General features: G+C 72.1%; 19 protein-coding genes. 14 read left to right on the top strand and 5 right to left on the bottom strand.

Annotation, left to right across the window (positions count from 1 at the left end):
* The first annotated feature begins 202 nt into the window (after nucleotides 1-202).
* The 3 genes from AC5WS8_RS21285 (at nucleotide 203) to AC5WS8_RS21275 (ending at nucleotide 4447) form a co-directional block, all read left to right on the top strand.
* A complete protein-coding gene (locus tag AC5WS8_RS21285; RefSeq protein ID WP_496105031.1) occupies nucleotides 203-1159 on the top strand; it encodes an SCO0930 family lipoprotein in 957 nt (318 codons plus the stop codon).
* 313 nt (nucleotides 1160-1472) lie between these two features.
* A complete protein-coding gene (locus AC5WS8_RS21280) occupies nucleotides 1473-2285 on the top strand; it encodes an SAM-dependent methyltransferase (RefSeq protein WP_496105030.1) in 813 nt (270 codons plus the stop codon).
* Nucleotides 2282-4447, top strand: a complete 2166-nt coding sequence (locus AC5WS8_RS21275; protein ID WP_496105029.1) for a putative bifunctional diguanylate cyclase/phosphodiesterase — start codon at nucleotides 2282-2284, stop codon at nucleotides 4445-4447. The genes AC5WS8_RS21280 and AC5WS8_RS21275 overlap by 4 nt, the downstream gene beginning before the upstream one ends.
* 4 nt (nucleotides 4448-4451) lie before the next feature.
* Here AC5WS8_RS21275 and AC5WS8_RS21270 read toward each other — a convergent pair whose 3' ends face one another.
* Entirely contained in the window at nucleotides 4452-4595 is a 144-nt protein-coding gene (locus AC5WS8_RS21270; protein ID WP_496105028.1) for a hypothetical protein, read from the bottom strand.
* Nucleotides 4596-4697: 102 nt separating this feature from the next.
* Entirely contained in the window at nucleotides 4698-5582 is an 885-nt protein-coding gene (locus tag AC5WS8_RS21265; RefSeq protein ID WP_496105027.1) for a LysR family transcriptional regulator, read from the bottom strand.
* A gap of 120 nt (nucleotides 5583-5702) precedes the next feature.
* Between AC5WS8_RS21265 and AC5WS8_RS21260 the strand changes: the two genes are divergently transcribed.
* The 7 genes from AC5WS8_RS21260 (at nucleotide 5703) to AC5WS8_RS21230 (ending at nucleotide 13217) form a co-directional block, all read left to right on the top strand.
* Complete coding sequence (locus AC5WS8_RS21260) at nucleotides 5703-6374, top strand: succinate dehydrogenase (RefSeq protein ID WP_496105074.1); 672 nt, start codon at nucleotides 5703-5705, stop codon at nucleotides 6372-6374.
* A 1-nt stretch (nucleotide 6375) separates the two neighbouring features.
* Nucleotides 6376-8334: a fumarate reductase/succinate dehydrogenase flavoprotein subunit gene (locus tag AC5WS8_RS21255; protein WP_496105026.1), complete on the top strand. Its 1959-nt coding sequence runs from the start codon at nucleotides 6376-6378 to the stop codon at nucleotides 8332-8334.
* A complete protein-coding gene (locus AC5WS8_RS21250; protein WP_496105025.1) occupies nucleotides 8331-9080 on the top strand; it encodes a succinate dehydrogenase/fumarate reductase iron-sulfur subunit in 750 nt (249 codons plus the stop codon). Before AC5WS8_RS21255 ends, AC5WS8_RS21250 begins: the two co-directional genes overlap by 4 nt.
* Nucleotides 9081-9319: 239 nt before the next feature.
* Nucleotides 9320-10090, top strand: a complete 771-nt coding sequence (locus AC5WS8_RS21245) for a GNAT family N-acetyltransferase (protein WP_496105024.1) — start codon at nucleotides 9320-9322, stop codon at nucleotides 10088-10090.
* Complete coding sequence (locus AC5WS8_RS21240; RefSeq protein ID WP_496105023.1) at nucleotides 10090-11079, top strand: lysophospholipid acyltransferase family protein; 990 nt, start codon at nucleotides 10090-10092, stop codon at nucleotides 11077-11079. Before AC5WS8_RS21245 ends, AC5WS8_RS21240 begins: the two co-directional genes overlap by 1 nt.
* Nucleotides 11080-11126: 47 nt before the next feature.
* Complete coding sequence (locus tag AC5WS8_RS21235; RefSeq protein WP_496105022.1) at nucleotides 11127-12626, top strand: metallophosphoesterase family protein; 1500 nt, start codon at nucleotides 11127-11129, stop codon at nucleotides 12624-12626.
* Nucleotides 12627-12743: 117 nt separating this feature from the next.
* Complete coding sequence (locus tag AC5WS8_RS21230) at nucleotides 12744-13217, top strand: nuclear transport factor 2 family protein (protein WP_496105021.1); 474 nt, start codon at nucleotides 12744-12746, stop codon at nucleotides 13215-13217.
* Between the two features lie 79 nt (nucleotides 13218-13296).
* On the opposite strand, the gene AC5WS8_RS21225 is transcribed toward AC5WS8_RS21230, so the two are convergent.
* On the bottom strand, nucleotides 13297-13425 hold the full coding sequence (locus AC5WS8_RS21225) for a hypothetical protein (RefSeq protein ID WP_496105020.1): 129 nt from the start codon (nucleotides 13423-13425) through the stop codon (nucleotides 13297-13299).
* Between the two features lie 90 nt (nucleotides 13426-13515).
* Between AC5WS8_RS21225 and AC5WS8_RS21220 the strand changes: the two genes are divergently transcribed.
* Together AC5WS8_RS21220 and AC5WS8_RS21215 are read left to right on the top strand one after the other, a co-directional pair.
* Nucleotides 13516-13920 carry a luciferase domain-containing protein gene (locus tag AC5WS8_RS21220; RefSeq protein ID WP_496105019.1) on the top strand — a complete coding sequence of 135 codons (405 nt, stop codon included), beginning with the start codon at nucleotides 13516-13518 and terminating at the stop codon, nucleotides 13918-13920.
* 99 nt (nucleotides 13921-14019) lie between these two features.
* A complete protein-coding gene (locus tag AC5WS8_RS21215; RefSeq protein WP_496105018.1) occupies nucleotides 14020-15243 on the top strand; it encodes an MFS transporter in 1224 nt (407 codons plus the stop codon).
* Nucleotides 15244-15258: 15 nt separating this feature from the next.
* Here the strand turns inward: AC5WS8_RS21215 and AC5WS8_RS21210 are convergent, their stop codons facing one another.
* Nucleotides 15259-15741, bottom strand: coding sequence for an inorganic diphosphatase (locus tag AC5WS8_RS21210; protein ID WP_496105017.1), 483 nt, complete (start codon nucleotides 15739-15741; stop codon nucleotides 15259-15261).
* 202 nt (nucleotides 15742-15943) lie between these two features.
* On the opposite strand from AC5WS8_RS21210, the gene AC5WS8_RS21205 reads away from it, so the two are divergent.
* Entirely contained in the window at nucleotides 15944-16462 is a 519-nt protein-coding gene (locus AC5WS8_RS21205) for a TIGR03668 family PPOX class F420-dependent oxidoreductase (protein ID WP_496105016.1), read from the top strand.
* On the top strand, nucleotides 16443-16868 hold the full coding sequence (locus AC5WS8_RS21200) for a CBS domain-containing protein (RefSeq protein WP_496105015.1): 426 nt from the start codon (nucleotides 16443-16445) through the stop codon (nucleotides 16866-16868). Before AC5WS8_RS21205 ends, AC5WS8_RS21200 begins: the two co-directional genes overlap by 20 nt.
* Before the next feature lie 13 nt (nucleotides 16869-16881).
* On the opposite strand, the gene AC5WS8_RS21195 is transcribed toward AC5WS8_RS21200, so the two are convergent.
* On the bottom strand, nucleotides 16882-17178 hold the full coding sequence (locus tag AC5WS8_RS21195) for a hypothetical protein (protein ID WP_496105014.1): 297 nt from the start codon (nucleotides 17176-17178) through the stop codon (nucleotides 16882-16884).
* Nucleotides 17179-17222: the final 44 nt, after the last annotated feature.

Below are 17222 nucleotides of genomic sequence, written 5' to 3'. Positions count from 1 at the left end.
CGTCGTCCGCTCTACCCCGAGTCGGGTACGTCCGTACGAGGAGTGAGGGGCCCGCCGGGCGCGGTGGCCGGAAAGACGTCAGGGGTTCCGGAAAGAAATTCCGGGTCCGATTGAACACACCGGGCACTCCCGCCCGTACCCATGGCCACACAGCGGCGCACAGACGACGCTGCAACACCGAAGCTGACAGCGGGAGTTGAGAATGAAGACAACCTGGCGGAGCGCCTCCCTCGTGGCGACCGCTGCCGCCGTGCTGGCGCTCACGACGGCGTGCGGTTCGCAGAGCGGCACCCAGTCGGCGGGCAGCCAGAACGTGGGGGCCACCGCCCTCCCGGGCGGCCTGGGTTCCAGTCCCTCCCTCCCCGGGAACGGCTACGGCGCCGACTCCACCGCCGCGCCGAGCGCCTCGGCCTCCGCGGGCGGGCAGGCCGCAGGTCAGCTTGCCGTCGTCGACAACGCGAAGCTCGGCAAGATCGTCACCGACGGTGCCGGCTTCACCCTCTACCGCTTCGACCAGGACACGGCCGAGCCGCCGAAGTCCTCCTGTGACGGCGACTGCGCGAAGGCGTGGCCGCCGGTCCCCGCCGAAGGGGCCACCGCCGCCTCCGGAATCGACAAGTCCCTGCTGGGCGAGGTCACCCGCTCCGACGGCACCAAGCAGCTCACCATCGCCGGCTGGCCGATGTACCGCTACGTCAAGGACACCAAGGCCGGTGACGTCAACGGTGAAGGCGCCAAGGGCACCTGGTTCGCGACCGCGCCCACCGGCAGGAAGGCCGGCGCCGCCTCCTCCCTGCCCGGTCTGTCGGTCCGCAACGATCCGAAGCTCGGCCCGATCATCGTCGACAAGAACGGCATGACGGTCTACCGCTTCCTGAAGGACAAGGCCTGGCCCGAGCCGGTCTCGAACTGCACCGGCGCCTGCCTGGAGAAGTGGCCTGTCGTCGCCCCGGTCCCGCCGAACGACACCAAGGGCGTCCACAAGAAGGGCCTCATGGGCTTCACCCGCCCCGACGGCGCCAAGCAGATGACCGTCAACTGCTGGCCCATCTACACCTTCTCCGGTGACAAGGCCCCCGGCGACACCAACGGTCAGGGCGTGGGCGGCACCTGGTACGCCGTCTCGCCCGACGGAAAGCCGGTCGGCGCGCCGAAGTAGCGATCACACCTGCCCGGGGTTGGTCGACCGCCTCACCCAGTCAGCGACGGAACGCGGAAGGGAGTGGACACACCAGCCGGACGAACGGAACACAGGCGCGCACGACCGGGTCCGCCCCTTCCGCACCGCACGGAGGGGGTGGACCCTTCGGTGCGCGCGGCGGCAAACGTCCCGGACACTCCACGGAAACCCCACGTCGTGACCGGGAACGGACGGTCAATTTCCGTTTTTGCTCGCTCCCTTGGCGGACGATCAGTAGCCTCAGCTCGAACACCGGATCGCCTATACCGTCGTCAACGCCTTGGAGAGCTGCATGGAGCGCCCCGCCTGGGCCCCTCGGAGCATCGACATCTCCGTGCCGAGTGTCGCCCGTATGTACGACTTCTACCTGGGCGGCTCCCACAACTTCGAGGTCGACCGCGAAGCGGCGCGCAGGGCCATGGAGTACATGCCGGGGCTTCCCAAGATCATGCAGGCGAACCGGGCGTTCATGCGCCGCGCCGTGCGCTTCGCCGTCGAGGAGGGCATCACCCAGTTCCTCGACATCGGCTCCGGCATCCCGACCTTCGGAAACGTCCACGAGGTGGCGCAGCAGGCGCATCCGGACGCGCACGTGGTGTACGTCGACCACGACCCCGTGGCGGTCGCGCACAGCCGGGCCGTCCTCGCCGGCAACGACCATGCGGACGTCGTCGCGGCGGACCTCCGCAAGCCCCACGAGATCCTGGCGAGCCCTCAGGTGGGGCGACTGATCGACCGGAATCGGCCAGTCGCGCTCCTTCTCGTTGCCATACTGCACTTCGTGGAGGACACGGACGACCCGTACGGTGCGGTGACCGAGCTGCGCGACGCGCTCCCGCCGGGCAGCCTGCTCGTTCTCACGCACGCCTCGTACGAGGGGATCCCGCTGCCGAAGGAGCGGGCCGACGGCGCGGTCGACGTGTACAGCAACATCCGCAATCCGCTGATCATGCGCTCGCGTGACGAGATCGCGCGGTTCTTCGAGGGGTACGACATGGTGGAACCCGGGCTGGTGCCGATGCCGAAGTGGCGGCCCGACACGGCACCCGAGGACGAGGACCCCTACGCGTTCGCGGGGTTCGCCGGCGTGGGGCGCTCGGCGTGAGGGCGGCATCGGGCGGACCAGCGGGTCCGGACGGACCCGAGGACAGACTGCGCAGGTTCGCGACGATCTGGAGCCGGGCTGTCTATCCGGTGACGTCCACGTCGCTGACCCGGCCGGAGTTCGAGGAGCGAGTGCTGCCGCTGGCCCGGCAGTTGAGCCAGGCGCTGCGGGCCAGGGCGTTCGACGCGGCCGCGGCCAAGGAGATCGGCGCGGCGCTCATCGACGCGCACTGCACCGACCCGGAGGCCCTCAGCCGCACCCTGGACTGCGTCGACGCCTATCTCGTGCTCTACTGCGGCGACCCGGACGCCTCCGCCGGGACGCAGGAGGCCCAGCGCACCCGCTGCTCGCGGCTGCAGCACGCGATGGCCGCCGGGTTCGCGACCGCGCTCAAGGAGCGCACACTGGCCGAACAGGAGGCCATCGCGCAGGCCGCCCTCACGGCTCAAGGGGAGGTGGCCGAGGCGCTCCACGCCACCGAGGCCCGTTTCCGAGCGGTCTTCGAAGGCGCCGCCATCGGCATCGGCATCGCCGACCTCGGCGGCAACGTGCTCCAGGTGAACGGTGCCCTGCTGCGCATGTTCGGCGGCTCGGAACAACTGGTGCGCGGCCGCAACGTCGCGGAGTGGACGCACCCCGACGACGCGCCGCAGGTGTGGCGCCTGTACGACGAGCTGGTGCGCGGCGAGCGGGACCACTACCACGTGGAGAAGGCCTTCTGCCGGCCTGACGGAACGGTCCTGTGGACCAATCTCACGGTGTCCCTGCTGCGCGACGCCGACGGCAACCCGCAGTACCAGCTCGCCCTCATGGAGGACACCACCGAACGGCGGCTGCTGAACCTCCGGCTGCGGTACGAGGCCACGCACGACGCGCTCACCGGCCTGCCCAACCGCACCCTGTTCTTCGAACGCCTGGAGAAGACCCTGTCGGCGGGGGAGGGCCGGCGGTTCGGCCTGTGCTACCTCGACCTGGACGGCTTCAAGACCATCAACGACAGCCTCGGGCACGCGGCCGGGGACCGGCTGCTCGTCGAGGTCGCCGACCGGCTGCAGACCTGCGCGACCGGCCCCGGCGAGATGGTCGCGCGTCTGGGCGGCGACGAGTTCGTGGCGCTGACCACCGGGCCCGACACCGAGCGCGGGGTCGACGAACTCGCCGGGCGCATCATGAACGCGCTGGTCACCCCGATCAGCATCGACGGGCGGGAGCTGACGGTGCGCGGCAGCATCGGCATCGTCGAGGGTCCGGTCGGGGAGCGCGGCCCGGCGGAGGTGCTGCGCAGCGCGGACATCACCATGTACCGGGCGAAGTCGGCGGGCGGCAACCGCTGCGAGCTCGCCGACCCCGAGGCCGACGCCCGGGCCATCACCCGGCACGGGCTGACCACGGCGCTGCCCACGGCCCTCAACCGGGGCGAGTTCTTCATCGAGTACCAGCCGCTGGTGCACCTCGGCGACGGCAGGGTGCACGGCGCCGAGGCGCTGGTGCGCTGGCTGCACCCGCAGCACGGCGTGCTGGGCCCCGACCGTTTCATCCCGCTCGCCGAGCGGACGGGGCTGATCGTGCCGCTGGGCCGCTGGGTGCTCCAGGAGGCGGTACGGCAGGCCCGCGCCTGGCAGGAGAGGCAGGACCGGCCCGGCCCGCTGCGCATCAACGTCAACCTCTCGCCCTGTCAGCTCACCCATCCGGGGCTGGTCTCCGACACCGTCGAGATCCTGGAACGGTCGGGCCTCGAGCCGGACGCGCTCTGCCTGGAGGTCACCGAGTCGGCGCTCATCGGTGCGGACGACGACCTGCTCAAGCCGCTGCGCCGGCTGGCCGAGATGGGGGTGGACATCGCCCTCGACGACTTCGGCACCGGCTACTCGAACCTCGCCAACCTGCGCCGGCTGCCGGTGCGGGTCCTCAAGCTGGACCGTTCCTTCACCCAGAGCATGCAGCAGTACCCGGCGGACCCGGTCGACCTGAAGATCGTCGAGGGGATCGTCTCGCTGGCCCACAGCCTCGACCTCGCGGTCACGGTGGAGGGCGTGGAGACGGGCGCCCAGGCCGAACAGCTGCGGATGATGGGCTGCGACACCGCCCAGGGCTGGTACTACGCCCGCCCCGGCCCACCGGAGCGGTTGCACGAACTGGCCCTGGTCGACGCGACCGGCTGAGCCGTCACGGTCGTACGGCCTGTGGGCCCCCGGCGCGTGCCCGTACGGCCTCGGTCACGGAGGCGGCGGTCCGGATCAGCGCCGCGGTGGCCGTCGAACGGGACCGCTGCGGCCAGGCGATGGCCAGGACCGCGGGTGGCGCTTCCACGGCGCCGCCGAGCCGAGCACCCCTGATACCGCACCCGCCTCCTTCCGCCAGTGGTGCGAGGAGGTGCTCAGGCCGGCCGTGCCGGTCTGAGCCGGTCCCGCCTCACCGCTCCAGCAGCATGCGCTGCAGCTCCCTCGCGGCCCGCGGGGGAGCCACATCGCTGCGGTGGGCCAGGGCGATCGTCCGGTACAGCCCCGGCCGGGCCAGCGGCGTCACCCGCAGCCCGTGCCCGGAACGGGTCGCGACCATCCGCGGGACCACGGCGACGCCCAGGCCCGCCCGCACGAACCCCAGCACCGCGTCCATCTCGCCGCCCTCCACCGCGAAGTCCGGCTCGAAGCCCTCGGCGCGGCACGCCGCCACGGTCAGTTCACGCAGGTCGTAGCCGTGCCGGAACATCACCAGGCGCTCGCCCTCCAGATCCGCGACCCGAACCGTGCGCCGCCCGCCGCCGGGCCGCGGCGCGTCCGGCGAGGACACCACCACCAGGTCCTCGCGCAGCAGCTCCACCGTGGTCAGGGCGGGGGAGGGGGTGGGCAGCGGGAGCACGACCAGCGCGAGATCGAGGGCGCCGCGCGCCAGCTCCCGCACGAGGTCGTGCGAGCCGCCCTCCTCGATCAGCAGCCGGATGCCGGGGTAGCGGTCGTGGAAGGCACGCAGCACATCCGGCAGCAGACCGGTGCACAGGCTCGGGGTGGCGCCCAGGCGGATCCGGCCGCTGCGCAGTTGCGCCAGCTCGTGCACCTCGTGCCGGGCCGTGTCCGCGTCGGCCAGGATCCTGCGGGCCAGCGGCAGCAGTGCCTCACCGGCGTCGGTGAGCGTGATGTTGCCGCGGGCCCGCAGGAACAGATCCGCTCCCAGCTCCCGCTCCAGAGCCCTGATCTGCTGCGAGAGCGAGGGCTGGGCGACATGGACCAGCTCCGCGGCCCGGGTGAAGTGCCGGGTCTCGGCGACCGCCACGAAGTACTGGAGCTGCTGGAACTGCACCCGTCCATCATAGGCCCTGGCTATCGAAACAAGCCGGACCATGTCTTGGACCGATGAGGACCTTCGGCCCTAGCGTGCTGTGCCATGGCACTGGCAACGCGGACGGACCGACGGCCGTCCATGGCACGCACCGTGTGGGACTCCACCGTCGGCAAGAAGACCGTGATGGCGGTCAGCGGCCTGGTCATGCTGCTGTACCTGGTCGCCCACATGATCGGAAACCTGAAGATCTACTTCGGGGCGGGCGAGTTCGACCACTACGCCCACTGGCTGCGCACCATCGGCGAGCCGTTCATGCACTACGAGTGGACGCTCTGGCTCATCCGCATCGTCCTGATCGTGGCCGTCGTCGCCCACGCCGTCTCCGCCTACCAGCTCAGCCGCCGCGACATCAAGGCCCGGCCCAGCAAGTACGTGCACGCCAGGCCGGGGGCGAGCTACGCCACCCGCACCATGCGCTGGGGCGGGATCATCCTCGGCCTGTTCATCGTCTGGCACATCCTGGACCTGACCACCGGGACCGTGCATCCGGGCAGCTTCCGGCCCGGGCACCCGTACCAGAACGTCGTCGACGACTTCTCCCACTGGTACAGCAACGTCGTCTACATCGTCGCGATGCTGGCGCTCGGCCTGCACATCCGGCACGGCTTCTGGAGCGCGGCCCAGACCCTCGGCGTCGGCGGCCGCACCCGCGACCGCGCCCTGAAGACCGTCGCCAACGTCCTCGCGCTGCTGCTCACGGCCGGATTCATCGCCGTACCCGTGGGCGTCATGACCGGAGTGGTGAGCTGAGATGACCGACTACGCGAACTACACGACCGGCGACCCGGTCGCCGACACCAAGGCCGCCTCCGGCCCCATCCAGGAGCGCTGGGACAAGCGCCGCTTCGAGGCCAAGCTGGTCAACCCGGCCAACCGCCGCAAGCACACGGTCATCGTCGTGGGCACCGGTCTCGCCGGCGGCTCCGCGGGCGCCACCCTCGCCGAACAGGGCTACCACGTGGTCCAGTTCTGCTACCAGGACTCCCCGCGCCGTGCCCACTCCATCGCCGCGCAAGGAGGCATCAACGCGGCGAAGAACTACCGCAACGACGGCGACTCCGTCCACCGGCTCTTCTACGACACCGTCAAGGGCGGCGACTTCCGCGCCCGAGAGTCCAACGTGCACCGCCTCGCCCAGATCTCCGTCGAGATCATCGACCAGTGCGTGGCGCAGGGCGTCCCGTTCGCCCGCGAGTACGGCGGCCTGCTCGACACCCGCTCCTTCGGCGGCGTCCAGGTCTCCCGCACCTTCTACGCCCGCGGTCAGACGGGCCAGCAGCTCCTCCTCGGCGCCTACCAGGCGCTGTCCCGGCAGATCGCCGCCGGCAACGTGGAGATGCATCCGCGCACCGAGATGCTCGACCTCATCGTCATCGACGGCCGGGCCCGCGGCATCGTCGCCCGTGACCTGATCACCGGCAGGATCGACACCTACTTCGCGGACGCGGTGGTCCTGGCCTCCGGCGGTTACGGCAACGTCTTCTACCTGTCGACGAACGCCATGAACTCCAACGCGACCGCCGTCTGGCGGGCGCACCGGCGCGGCGCCTACTTCGCCAACCCGTGCTTCACGCAGATCCACCCGACCTGCATCCCGCGCACCGGCGACCACCAGTCCAAACTGACCCTGATGAGCGAGTCGCTGCGCAACGACGGCCGGATCTGGGTGCCGAAGGCCAAGGGGGACAACCGCCCGCCGAACGAGATCCCCGAGGACGAGCGGGACTACTACCTGGAGCGCATCTACCCCTCGTTCGGGAACCTCGTACCCCGCGACATCGCCTCCCGCGCCGCGAAGAACGTCTGCGACGAGGGCCGCGGAGTGGGCCCCGGGGGCCAGGGCGTCTACCTCGACTTCGCGGACGCCATCCAGCGGATGGGCCGCAACAAGGTCGAGGAGAAGTACGGCAACCTCTTCGAGATGTACGAGCGGATCACCGCGGAGAACCCGTACGAGGTGCCGATGCGGATCTACCCCGCCGTGCACTACACGATGGGCGGCCTGTGGGTCGACTACGACCTGCAGACGACCGTGCCCGGTCTGTTCGCGATCGGCGAGGCCAACTTCTCCGACCACGGCGCCAACCGCCTCGGCGCCTCCGCGCTGATGCAGGGCCTGGCCGACGGCTACTTCGTCCTCCCGGCCACCATCAACGACTACCTGGCCCGCAACCCGCACCGGTCCGATGAGGACGCCGTCACCGTCGAGCACCCGGCCGTGCAGGAGGTGCTGACCGAGACCGAGCACCGGCTGAACCTGCTCCTCTCCGTCGACGGCGACCGCACCCCGGACTCCTTCCACCGCGAACTGGGCGAACTGATGTGGGAGTTCTGCGGCATGGCCCGCAGCGACTCCGGACTGCGCAAGGCCCTGGAGCGGATCCCGCAGATCCGCGAGGAGTTCTGGCGCCGGATCAAGGTCCCCGGCACCGGCGAGGAGCTCAACCAGTCGCTGGAGAAGGCCAACCGGATCGTCGACTACCTGGAGCTCGCCGAGCTGATGTGCCTCGACGCGCTGCACCGTACCGAGTCCTGCGGAGGCCACTTCCGCGAGGAGTCCCAGACCCCCGACGGCGAGGCCGCCCGCAAGGACGACGCCTTCTCCTACGCGGCCGCCTGGGAGTTCACGGGTACGGGCGAGGCCCCGACCCTCCACAAGGAAGACCTGGTCTTCGAGTACGTCCACCCCACCCAGCGGAGCTACGCATGAAGCTCACCCTGCGCGTCTGGCGGCAGAAGAACGCCGACGCCGACGGTGCCATGTCCACCTACGAGGTGGACGGCATCACGCCCGACATGTCCTTCCTGGAGATGCTCGACGTCCTCAACGAACAGCTCATCCTCTCCGGCGAGGACCCCGTCGCCTTCGACCACGACTGCCGCGAGGGCATCTGCGGCGCGTGCAGCCTGGTGATCAACGGTGACGCGCACGGCCCCGAGCGCACCACCACCTGCCAGCTGCACATGCGGTCCTTCAAGGACGGCGACACCATCGACATCGAACCCTGGCGGGCCGCCGCCTTCCCGGTGGTCAAGGACCTGGTCGTGGACCGCTCGGCCTTCGACCGGATCATCCAGGCCGGCGGCTACATCACCGCCCCGACCGGCTCGGCCCCCGAGGCCCACGCCACGCCCGTGCCGAAGCCGGACGCCGACTACGCCTTCGAGCACGCCGAGTGCATCGGCTGCGGCGCGTGCGTGGCCGCCTGCCCCAACGGCGCGGCGATGCTGTTCACGTCGGCCAAGGTCAACCACCTCAACGTCCTGCCGCAGGGTGCGCCCGAGCGCGAGACCCGCGTCCTCGACATGGTGGGGCAGATGGACCAGGAGGGCTTCGGCGGCTGCACCCTCACCGGAGAGTGCGCCACCGCCTGCCCCAAGGGCATCCCCCTGACGTCCATCACGCACATGAACAGGGAGTGGCTGCGGGCGACCCGCAAGGTGGCCAAGCGGTAGAGCCGCCCCTGGAGAAGACGTTCGCCGGCAGGGTGCGGACGGGCGGGGCCGGGCGCGGTGCTCAAGACCCGGTCCCGCCAGGCACCGTCCCGGCACCCCTGGCATTCAACAAGCTCACACCCGCTCTCCCTTCCTGGGTCACGCGCAGGTCAACCGGCATCGGAAGAACTGTTCCGGCCGGACGTACGGGACCGGCCCGCTCGTACCCGCCGAACCCGGCCCGCGACCAGGAGAGAGCCATGACCGGCGTTTCCACCCTAGCCAGCCCCCCGCCGCCGCTGTCGCCCACCCGCTACACCGTCGGCCTCGCGCGTGACGAGGCCGACGTCCGGGCCGCGCAGCGGCTGCGCCACGACGTCTTCGCCGGAGAGATGGGCGCCCTTCTGCCCACCCCGCAGCCCGGCCTGGACATCGACCCCTTCGACGCGTACTGCGACCACCTGCTGGTGACGGACACGGTGACCGGCCAGGTCGTGGGCACCTACCGGCTGCTGCCGCCCGAGCGGGCCGCGATCGCCGGGCGGCTGTACTCGGAGGGCGAGTTCGACCTCGGCCCGCTCGCGGCGATCCGCTCCGGGCTCGTCGAAGTGGGCCGCTCGTGCGTCCACCCCGACCACCGCGACGGCACGGTCATCGGACTGATCTGGGCCGGCATAGCCCGCTACATGGTGGACAGCGGCCACGAGTGGCTGGCCGGCTGCTGCTCCCTGCCGCTCTCCGACGGCGGCGCCCTCGCCGCGGCCACCTGGGAGCGGGTACGGGCCACGTCCCTGGCGCCGGAGGAGTACCGGGTCCGGCCGCTGCTGCCCTGGCGCCCCCGGACACCGGCCCCGGACGGGCGCACCGAGCTGCCCCCGCTGCTGCGCGGTTACCTCCGTCTGGGCGCCTGGGTCTGCGGAGAGCCGGCCCACGACCCCGACTTCGGCGTCGCCGACCTGTACGTGCTGCTGTCGATGCGCCGGATCAACGCGCGCTATCTGCGGCACTTCCTCTCGCTCGTCCCGGCCTGATGACCGCCTACCGGACCGTGTCCAGGACCGGCCTGGCGGCGCTGCGACCGCGCCGCGGCACCCCGATGCCCGCGAGCCCGGGCGCGAGCACGGCCGCGCTCCCGGCTCCGGCCGCCGTGGCCGCGCCGCGGCGCGCCGCCGCTCCCCACCCGGCCGCCGCCCCGGCGAGCCCCTGGCAGCCCAGCGCCCCGTGCTCGCCGCACGCCTGCATCGAGACCGCGGGGTCGATGGCCGCCGTGCCGCTCGCCGTGCTCCGGTTCGCGACGGTCCTGACGCTGATGGGCGCCGGGTTCGCGCTCCTCCCCGTCGCGCGCGGGCTCCCCGTCACGTCGCGCGAGCGGGCCGTCAGGGCCTGGTGTCGCACGGTCGTACGTGCCACGGGCATCCGGGTGCGGATCACCGGGGCCGCCCCGCCGCACGGGGGCCTGCTCATGGTCGCCAACCACATCTCCTGGCTGGACATCCCGCTGCTCGCCGCGGTCCGGCCCGGCCGGATGCTCGCCAAGTCCGACATCCGGCAGTGGCCGGTGGCCGGTGCGCTGACCGCGCTGAGTGGGGCCCTCTTCATCGACCGCGCCCGGCTGAAGGCGCTGCCCGACACGGTCGCCCGCATCGCGGACCGCCTGCGCGCCGGTTCGGCGGTCGTGGTCTTCCCCGAGGGCAGCACCTGGTGCGGACGGGCGCAGGGCCACTTCCGGCGGGCCGTCTTCCAGGCGGCACTGGACGCCGGCGCCCCCGTCCAGCCGGTCCGTCTCCGCTACCGGCACGACCGGGGCCCGGCCAGTACCGCCCCCGCGTTCGTGGGCAGCGACTCGCTGCTGACCTCCGTGTGGCGGGTCCTCACGGCACGCGGGCTCGTCGCCGAGGTCCGGGTCATGCCGGTGCTGGCGCCGGGCAGTGCGCCGGACCGCCGCGCGCTCACCCTGGCCGCGCAGCGGGCCGTCGGTCTCCCGACGCGCGCACACCCGGGCCGGCACGTGCGCCGGTGACCACCCTCGCTCTCCGGTGCAGCGTCGATCATTGCTACGGTGCACGGGTGTCCGAATCCTCACGCGATACCGCCGAGGGCGCCGGCTGGGGCGCCGCGGAACCCGGCCGTTACCGGCAGTTGATGCCCGGTCAGGTGGAGAAGCTCTCCTGGCTGAATCCGAAAACCCTCTGGGCGGCGCGCAACGGCGTGCTGGCCTCCTGGTTCGGCGACCCCACCGGCCGCACCCGGAGCCGGTGGGTCGAGCAGTGCGAGGCGGCGGGCGCGCCCACGGACAAGGTGATCCGCCGCCAGGACCCCGAACGCTTCTCCTTCATGGTCCTCGGGGACACCGGCGAGGGGGACGATCCCCAGTACGCCGTGGTGCCGGGCTTGCTGAAGACCGGTCAGGGCACGAGTTTCGCGGTCATAGCCAGCGATGTGATCTATCCGGTCGGGGCGGCCGCCGACTACGGGACCAAGTTCTTCCGCCCGTACCAGGACTACCCGGCGCCCATGTACGCCATACCCGGCAACCACGACTGGTACGAGGACCTGCACGGGTTCATGAGCGTCTTCTGCGACGCCCCGTCCCTCGCCCCGGACCCGGCCCCCCGACCGCCCCTCGGCGCCCGGCTGCGCTCCCTGCTGTGGCACCGCCCGAGCACACCGGACGAGCAACGCCTCGCCGAGGCACGCGCGTTGCGGTCCGCACCGGCCCAGCGGGCCCTCCAGCCCGGCCCGTACTGGGCGATCGACGCCGGCCCCGTCCGCATCGTCGGCATCGACACCGGTCTGCTCGGCACCATCGACGCCGAACAGGGCCGCTGGCTCCGGGACGTCTCCAGGGGCCCCCGCCCGAAGATCCTCATCACGGGCTCGCCGCTGTACGTCGACGGCGAGCACCACCCCTGCCCCGTCGACGGCGGCGGCACGGTCGACGACATCGTCCGCGACCCGGACCACCACTACGTCGCGGCGATCGGCGGAGACATCCACAACTACCAGCGCTACCCGGTGGACGTGGACGGCCGCACCATCCAGTACGTGGTCTCCGGCGGCGGCGGTGCCTTCATGCACGCCACCCACACCATCCCGCGCGTGTCCGTCGCGAACGTCACCGAGAAGGACTTCCGCTGCTACCCGCTGCGCGGCGACTCCCTCGCCTTCTACAGCAGGCTCTACGGGCGCCGGCTGCGGCTGCGCCGCTTCTTCACCCTCACCGAGGCCGAGGCGACCGCCGTCATCGCCGAGCGCCTGGGCATTCCCCCTACCCGCCCCCAGGGCACCCCGGCCCGGGTCACCCCGCGTACCCGCCTCGTCGCGTCGCTGCTGGGTGCCGGCGGCCGACCCGACCGGACCGCACGGTTCCGGCTGCCTGTGCGGAAGATCTACACCCGGCTCTTCTCACCGGGCTCGGCCACCTACAGCCCGCCCTTCTTCAAGAGCTTCCTGCGCCTGGACGTCACCCCGGAGGCGGTCCGGCTGCGCTGCTTCGCGGCGACCGGCAACCGGCGCGAGGAAGTCGACCCGCCCGTCGAGGACGAGGTGACCATCCCGCTGGTGTGACCGAGGAGGGCGGGCCGCCCCGGGTCCGTCCGGAGCGCCGCGGCCGCGGAGAACCAGCGGCCTCCTACCGTGGTCACCCCAGTGGAGAGCAACCGTTCCCGGCTTCGCGGAGGCGCCATGACGCACCCACCCCGCCCACCCTTCCCGCCGTTCACCCACGACACCGCCACGGAAAAGGTGCGGCTCGCAGAAGACGCCTGGAACACCCGCGACCCGGAGAGGGTCGCCCTCGCCTACACGGTGGACTCCCGCTGGCGCAACCGAGCGGAGTTCGTCACCGGCCGCGCCGAGATCGTCGCCTTCCTCACCCGCAAGTGGCGCCGTGAGCTGGACTACCGGCTCATCAAGGAGCTGTGGGCCGTCGACGGCAACCGGATCGCGGTGCGGTTCGCGTACGAGTGCCACGACGACTCGGGCACCTGGTTCCGCTCGTACGGCAACGAGAACTGGGAGTTCGACGACAACGGGCTGATGCGCCGGCGTCACGCGTCCATCAACGACCTTCCCATCCGTGAGTCGGAGCGCCTGTTCCACTGGCCGTCCGGGCGCCGACCCGATGACCACCCGGGGCTGAGCGACCTGGGCCTGTGACCACTGAGCGGCGCGCGGCGGCCTACGCCGCCCCCGGCCCCGCGAACCGCGCCGGCGTGCGGCACCTCCCCGCGCGCGATCAGCCCGCCTCGAACTCCGAGGGGCCGCCGACGGTCACCTCCCCGAAGGCGAAGTCCTGCTTGGCGGTGAGGCCGTGCCGCGCCGCTGACGGCCAATCGGACTTCTGTGACGCGTTCCGCACCCGCACGGAGCCGCTTTCCGCAGCCTCGACCTCACGGCCCGGTTACAGAACCCTCAACCTCTGGTGGCGCCGGAGTGAGGAGACGACGATGGGCACATGACTCTGGCCCAGCGCGCCCTGGAGCGCCTCGACGTCTGGCCCGACCTCACGGTGGGGCCGGCCAGTTGCGGCACGGGGCGGGCGCTCAGTACCCCGCACAGCGAGATCGTCCACTTCCACAGCGACCGCGAGGCGGACCTGCATCTGACCATGGGTGCCATCCGCCGTTTCTCCGGCGACCTCGAGGAGTCGACCGCGGTCCGCATCCTGCCCGGCTCGCGCTGGGTGACCGTCCGGCTGGACTGCGACACCGACGTCGACCTGCTGCTGAGCCTGGTGAGCCTGGCGCTGGACGCCCACCAGGCCTCTCGTCCACCGGCGCCGCGCACGCCCGCCGCCTGCAACCTCCACCGCGTCATGCTGCTGCCCCGGGACCTCGACCCGACCGGGTTCGACCGCTGACGCCCGTCGTCGACGACACGCGTGTCGTCGATAATGCAGTCGAGATGCTCGTCACGGACACCGCGCCGGCCGGGCGGTGTCCGGGTCAGGGGAGGCGCTGTGGGTACGACATCGGTCCAGCGGACGCCGGCGCCGGCGCGGATGGGGCCGTGGCGGTTCGTGGTGTGGTTCGGCACGGTCAGCCTGCTCGCGGACTTCGTGTACGAGGGCGCCCGCTCGGTCACCGGTCCGCTGCTGGCGTCGCTCGGCGCCTCCTCCGTCGTCGTCGGCGTGGTCACCGGCGCCGGGGAGGCTGCGGCGCTGGGCCTGCGGCTCGTCTCCGGACCGCTCGCCGACCGCACACGCCGGTTCTGGGGACTCGCGGTCGCCGGGTACGCGCTCACGGTCCTCTCCGTGCCCCTGCTCGGCGTGGTCGGGACGCTCTGGGCGGCCTGCGTGCTGGTGATCGCCGAGCGGGTCGGCAAAGCGGTGCGGTCCCCGGCGAAGGACACCCTGCTGTCGCACGCCACGGCGGTCACGGGACGCGGCCGCGGATTCGCCGTCCACGAGGCGATGGACCAGGTCGGAGCCCTCGTCGGGCCGCTGACCGTCGCCGGGGTCCTCGCGCTCACCGGCGGCCACTACGGACCGGCGCTGGGCGTGCTCGCCCTGCCCGGCGCGGCCGTTCTGGGCCTGCTGGTATGGCTGCGGGCCCGCGTGCCCGACCCGGAGGCGTACGAGCGCGAGGTCGTCCCGCCCTCGGCCACACCCGCGCCCCTGGGCGGCGCCCGTCTGCCCACCGCGTTCTGGACCTACGCGGCGTTCACCGCGGCCACCACCGCCGGCTTCACCACCTTCGGCCTGCTCTCCTACCACCTCGTCGAACGGCACCTGGCCCACCCGGCGTGGGTGCCGCTGCTGTACGCGGCCGCCATGACCGTGGACGCGGTCGCCGCGCTGGCGACGGGGTGGGCCTACGACCGGTACGGGCCCCGCGTGCTCGTGGTGCTGCCGCTGCTGTCGGCGGCCGTCCCGGTGCTCGGCTTCGCCCACACGGTGACGGTCGCCGTGGCCGGGTCGCTGGTGTGGGGTGCCGCCATGGGCGTGCAGGAATCCACGCTGCGGGCCACGGTCGCCGACCTGGTGCCCTCCGGGCGCAGGGCGACCGCGTACGGGATCTTCGCCGGTGTGGTCGGCGCGGCGAGCCTGGTGGGCGGCACGCTCACCGGAGCCCTCTACGGCACCTCGATCCCGGCCCTGATCACGGTCGTCGGCGTGGTCCAGGCCCTCGCCCTGATCCTGCTCGCCGTCACCCGGCCCGGCCGCGGGGGAGCCCGGCGCTGAGCCCGTCCGGCCGGGTCAGCCCTCCGAGGCGCGGCGCCGGGAGGCCTCGATCTCCGCGTACGCCTCCTCCCGCCCCTCCCAGTGGGAGCCCTCCACCGACTTGCCGGGCTCCAGATCCTTGTACACCTCGAAGAAGTGGGTGATCTCCAGCCGGTCGAAGGAGGGAACATCGCCGATGTCCTGGACGCCCGCGTAGCGCGGGTCGTGCGCCGGGACGCAAAGGATCTTGTCGTCGGGGCCCTTCTCGTCCTTCATGACGAACATGCCGACGGCGCGGCACTCGATCGTGCAGCCGGGGAACGTGGGTTCGCCGACGAGGACGAGCGCGTCGAGCGGGTCGCCGTCCCGTCCGAGGGTGTCGTCGATGTAGCCGTAGTCGGCCGGGTACTGGGTGGAGGTGAACAGCATCCGGTCCAGACGGATGCGGTGCTGTGCGTGGTCCATCTCGTACTTGTTGCGCGATCCCTGCGGGATCTCCACGATCACGTCGAATTCCACGACGGCCTCCTTGCCTGGTCGGTCGGCAGGCCGGGGTGCGGGCCGCGCCTCCAGTGTCCCCGGCCTCCCGCACGGCGGCATCCGAGGGCCGACCGTGTGAGAGCGCCGGACGCCGGGTACCCGCCAGCGCCGGAAGGAGTGACCCGCCGACGTGCCGAAGCCGTACCGCGGCGGTGTCACACGACCCTGAGGAGGAGCGGGAGTGCCGCGGATCGAGGCGGAGCAGGCACGGCGGCGGTTCACCGACGCCAGGGTGGCGCGGCTGGCGACGGTGGACCCCGAGGGGCGCCCCCACCTCGTACCGGTGGTGTTCGCCGTGCGCGACGACGGCGGGATCGTCATGGCCGTGGACCGCAAGCCGAAGAGCTCCTCGCGGCTGAAGCGGCTGCACAACATCGCCGTCCAGCCGGCCGTCTGCCTGCTGGTGGACGCGTACGACGAGGACTGGGAGCGGCTGTGGTGGGTACGGGCCGACGGAGGCGCCCGGGTCGTGCCGCCGGACACGCCCGCGGACGACCGCGGCGAGTACGAGGCCGCCGTCGCCCTGCTGGCGCGGAAGTACCCCCAGTACGGGGACGGCCCGCCGGACGGACCGGTGGTCCTGGTCACCGTCCACCGCTGGAGCGGCTGGCACGCCGGGTCCGAGCCCGGGGAGGCCGGCCGGGAGCCGTACCCCGACACGACGAACCAGGAGGGTTCCCATGACCAGGCAGGTACGTGACGTGATGTCCCGTGGCACGGTCGCCGTCGAGCCGATGACCTCCGTGGCGCGGGCGGCCCGCCTCATGCGCGACGAGAACGTGGGCGACGTGCTGGTGACGTACGACAGCGATCTGTTCGGCGTGCTCACGGACCGAGACATCGTGGTCCGCATGATCGCCGAGAACGGCGACCCCGAGACCACGACCGCGGGCTCGGTGTGCAGCCGTCCCCCCGTCGTGACGGTCGCGCCCGACGACACCACCGGCCACGCGGTCGCCCTGATGCGCCGCCACGCCGTGCGCAGGCTCCCCGTCGTCGAGAAGGGCGGCTGCCCGGTCGGCATCGTCAGCCTGGGCGACCTCGCCGCGGCCGAGGACCCGCGTTCGGCTCCGGCGGAGATCAGCACCGCCCGGCCCGATCGCTGAGGCCGGCCCCTGGTCAGGCCCGGGTGTCGGGTCCCGGCAGATCGTCGGCCACGGTGGTCCGGCGGGCCCGGCGCGGGCCCCGGGGCCGGTGCGTGGCCGCACTCGCCGCGGTGGCCAGGCCCAGCGCGAAGATCAGCGCCAGGGCGAGACCGGCGCAGAAGATGGCGAGGGCGTTCATGGTGGCGATGTTCTGGCCGAGCATCGACACGGTGTAGTGCGGGCCGCCGCCCAGATTGTCGGCGATCACGAGCCCGGTGAAAGCGGCGGTCGCCGCGAGGAGGAGCAGTCCGAGGAAGCGCATCCGAGTCATCTCCCAAAGAGTCGTGACACCCTGCGGGTACCCGTCCTGGCCCG

This window comes from Streptomyces sp. PTL18 (genome assembly GCF_059510295.1).
Note: the sequence above shows the minus strand (reverse complement) of the source record. Positions and strands in the feature narration are given on the sequence as shown.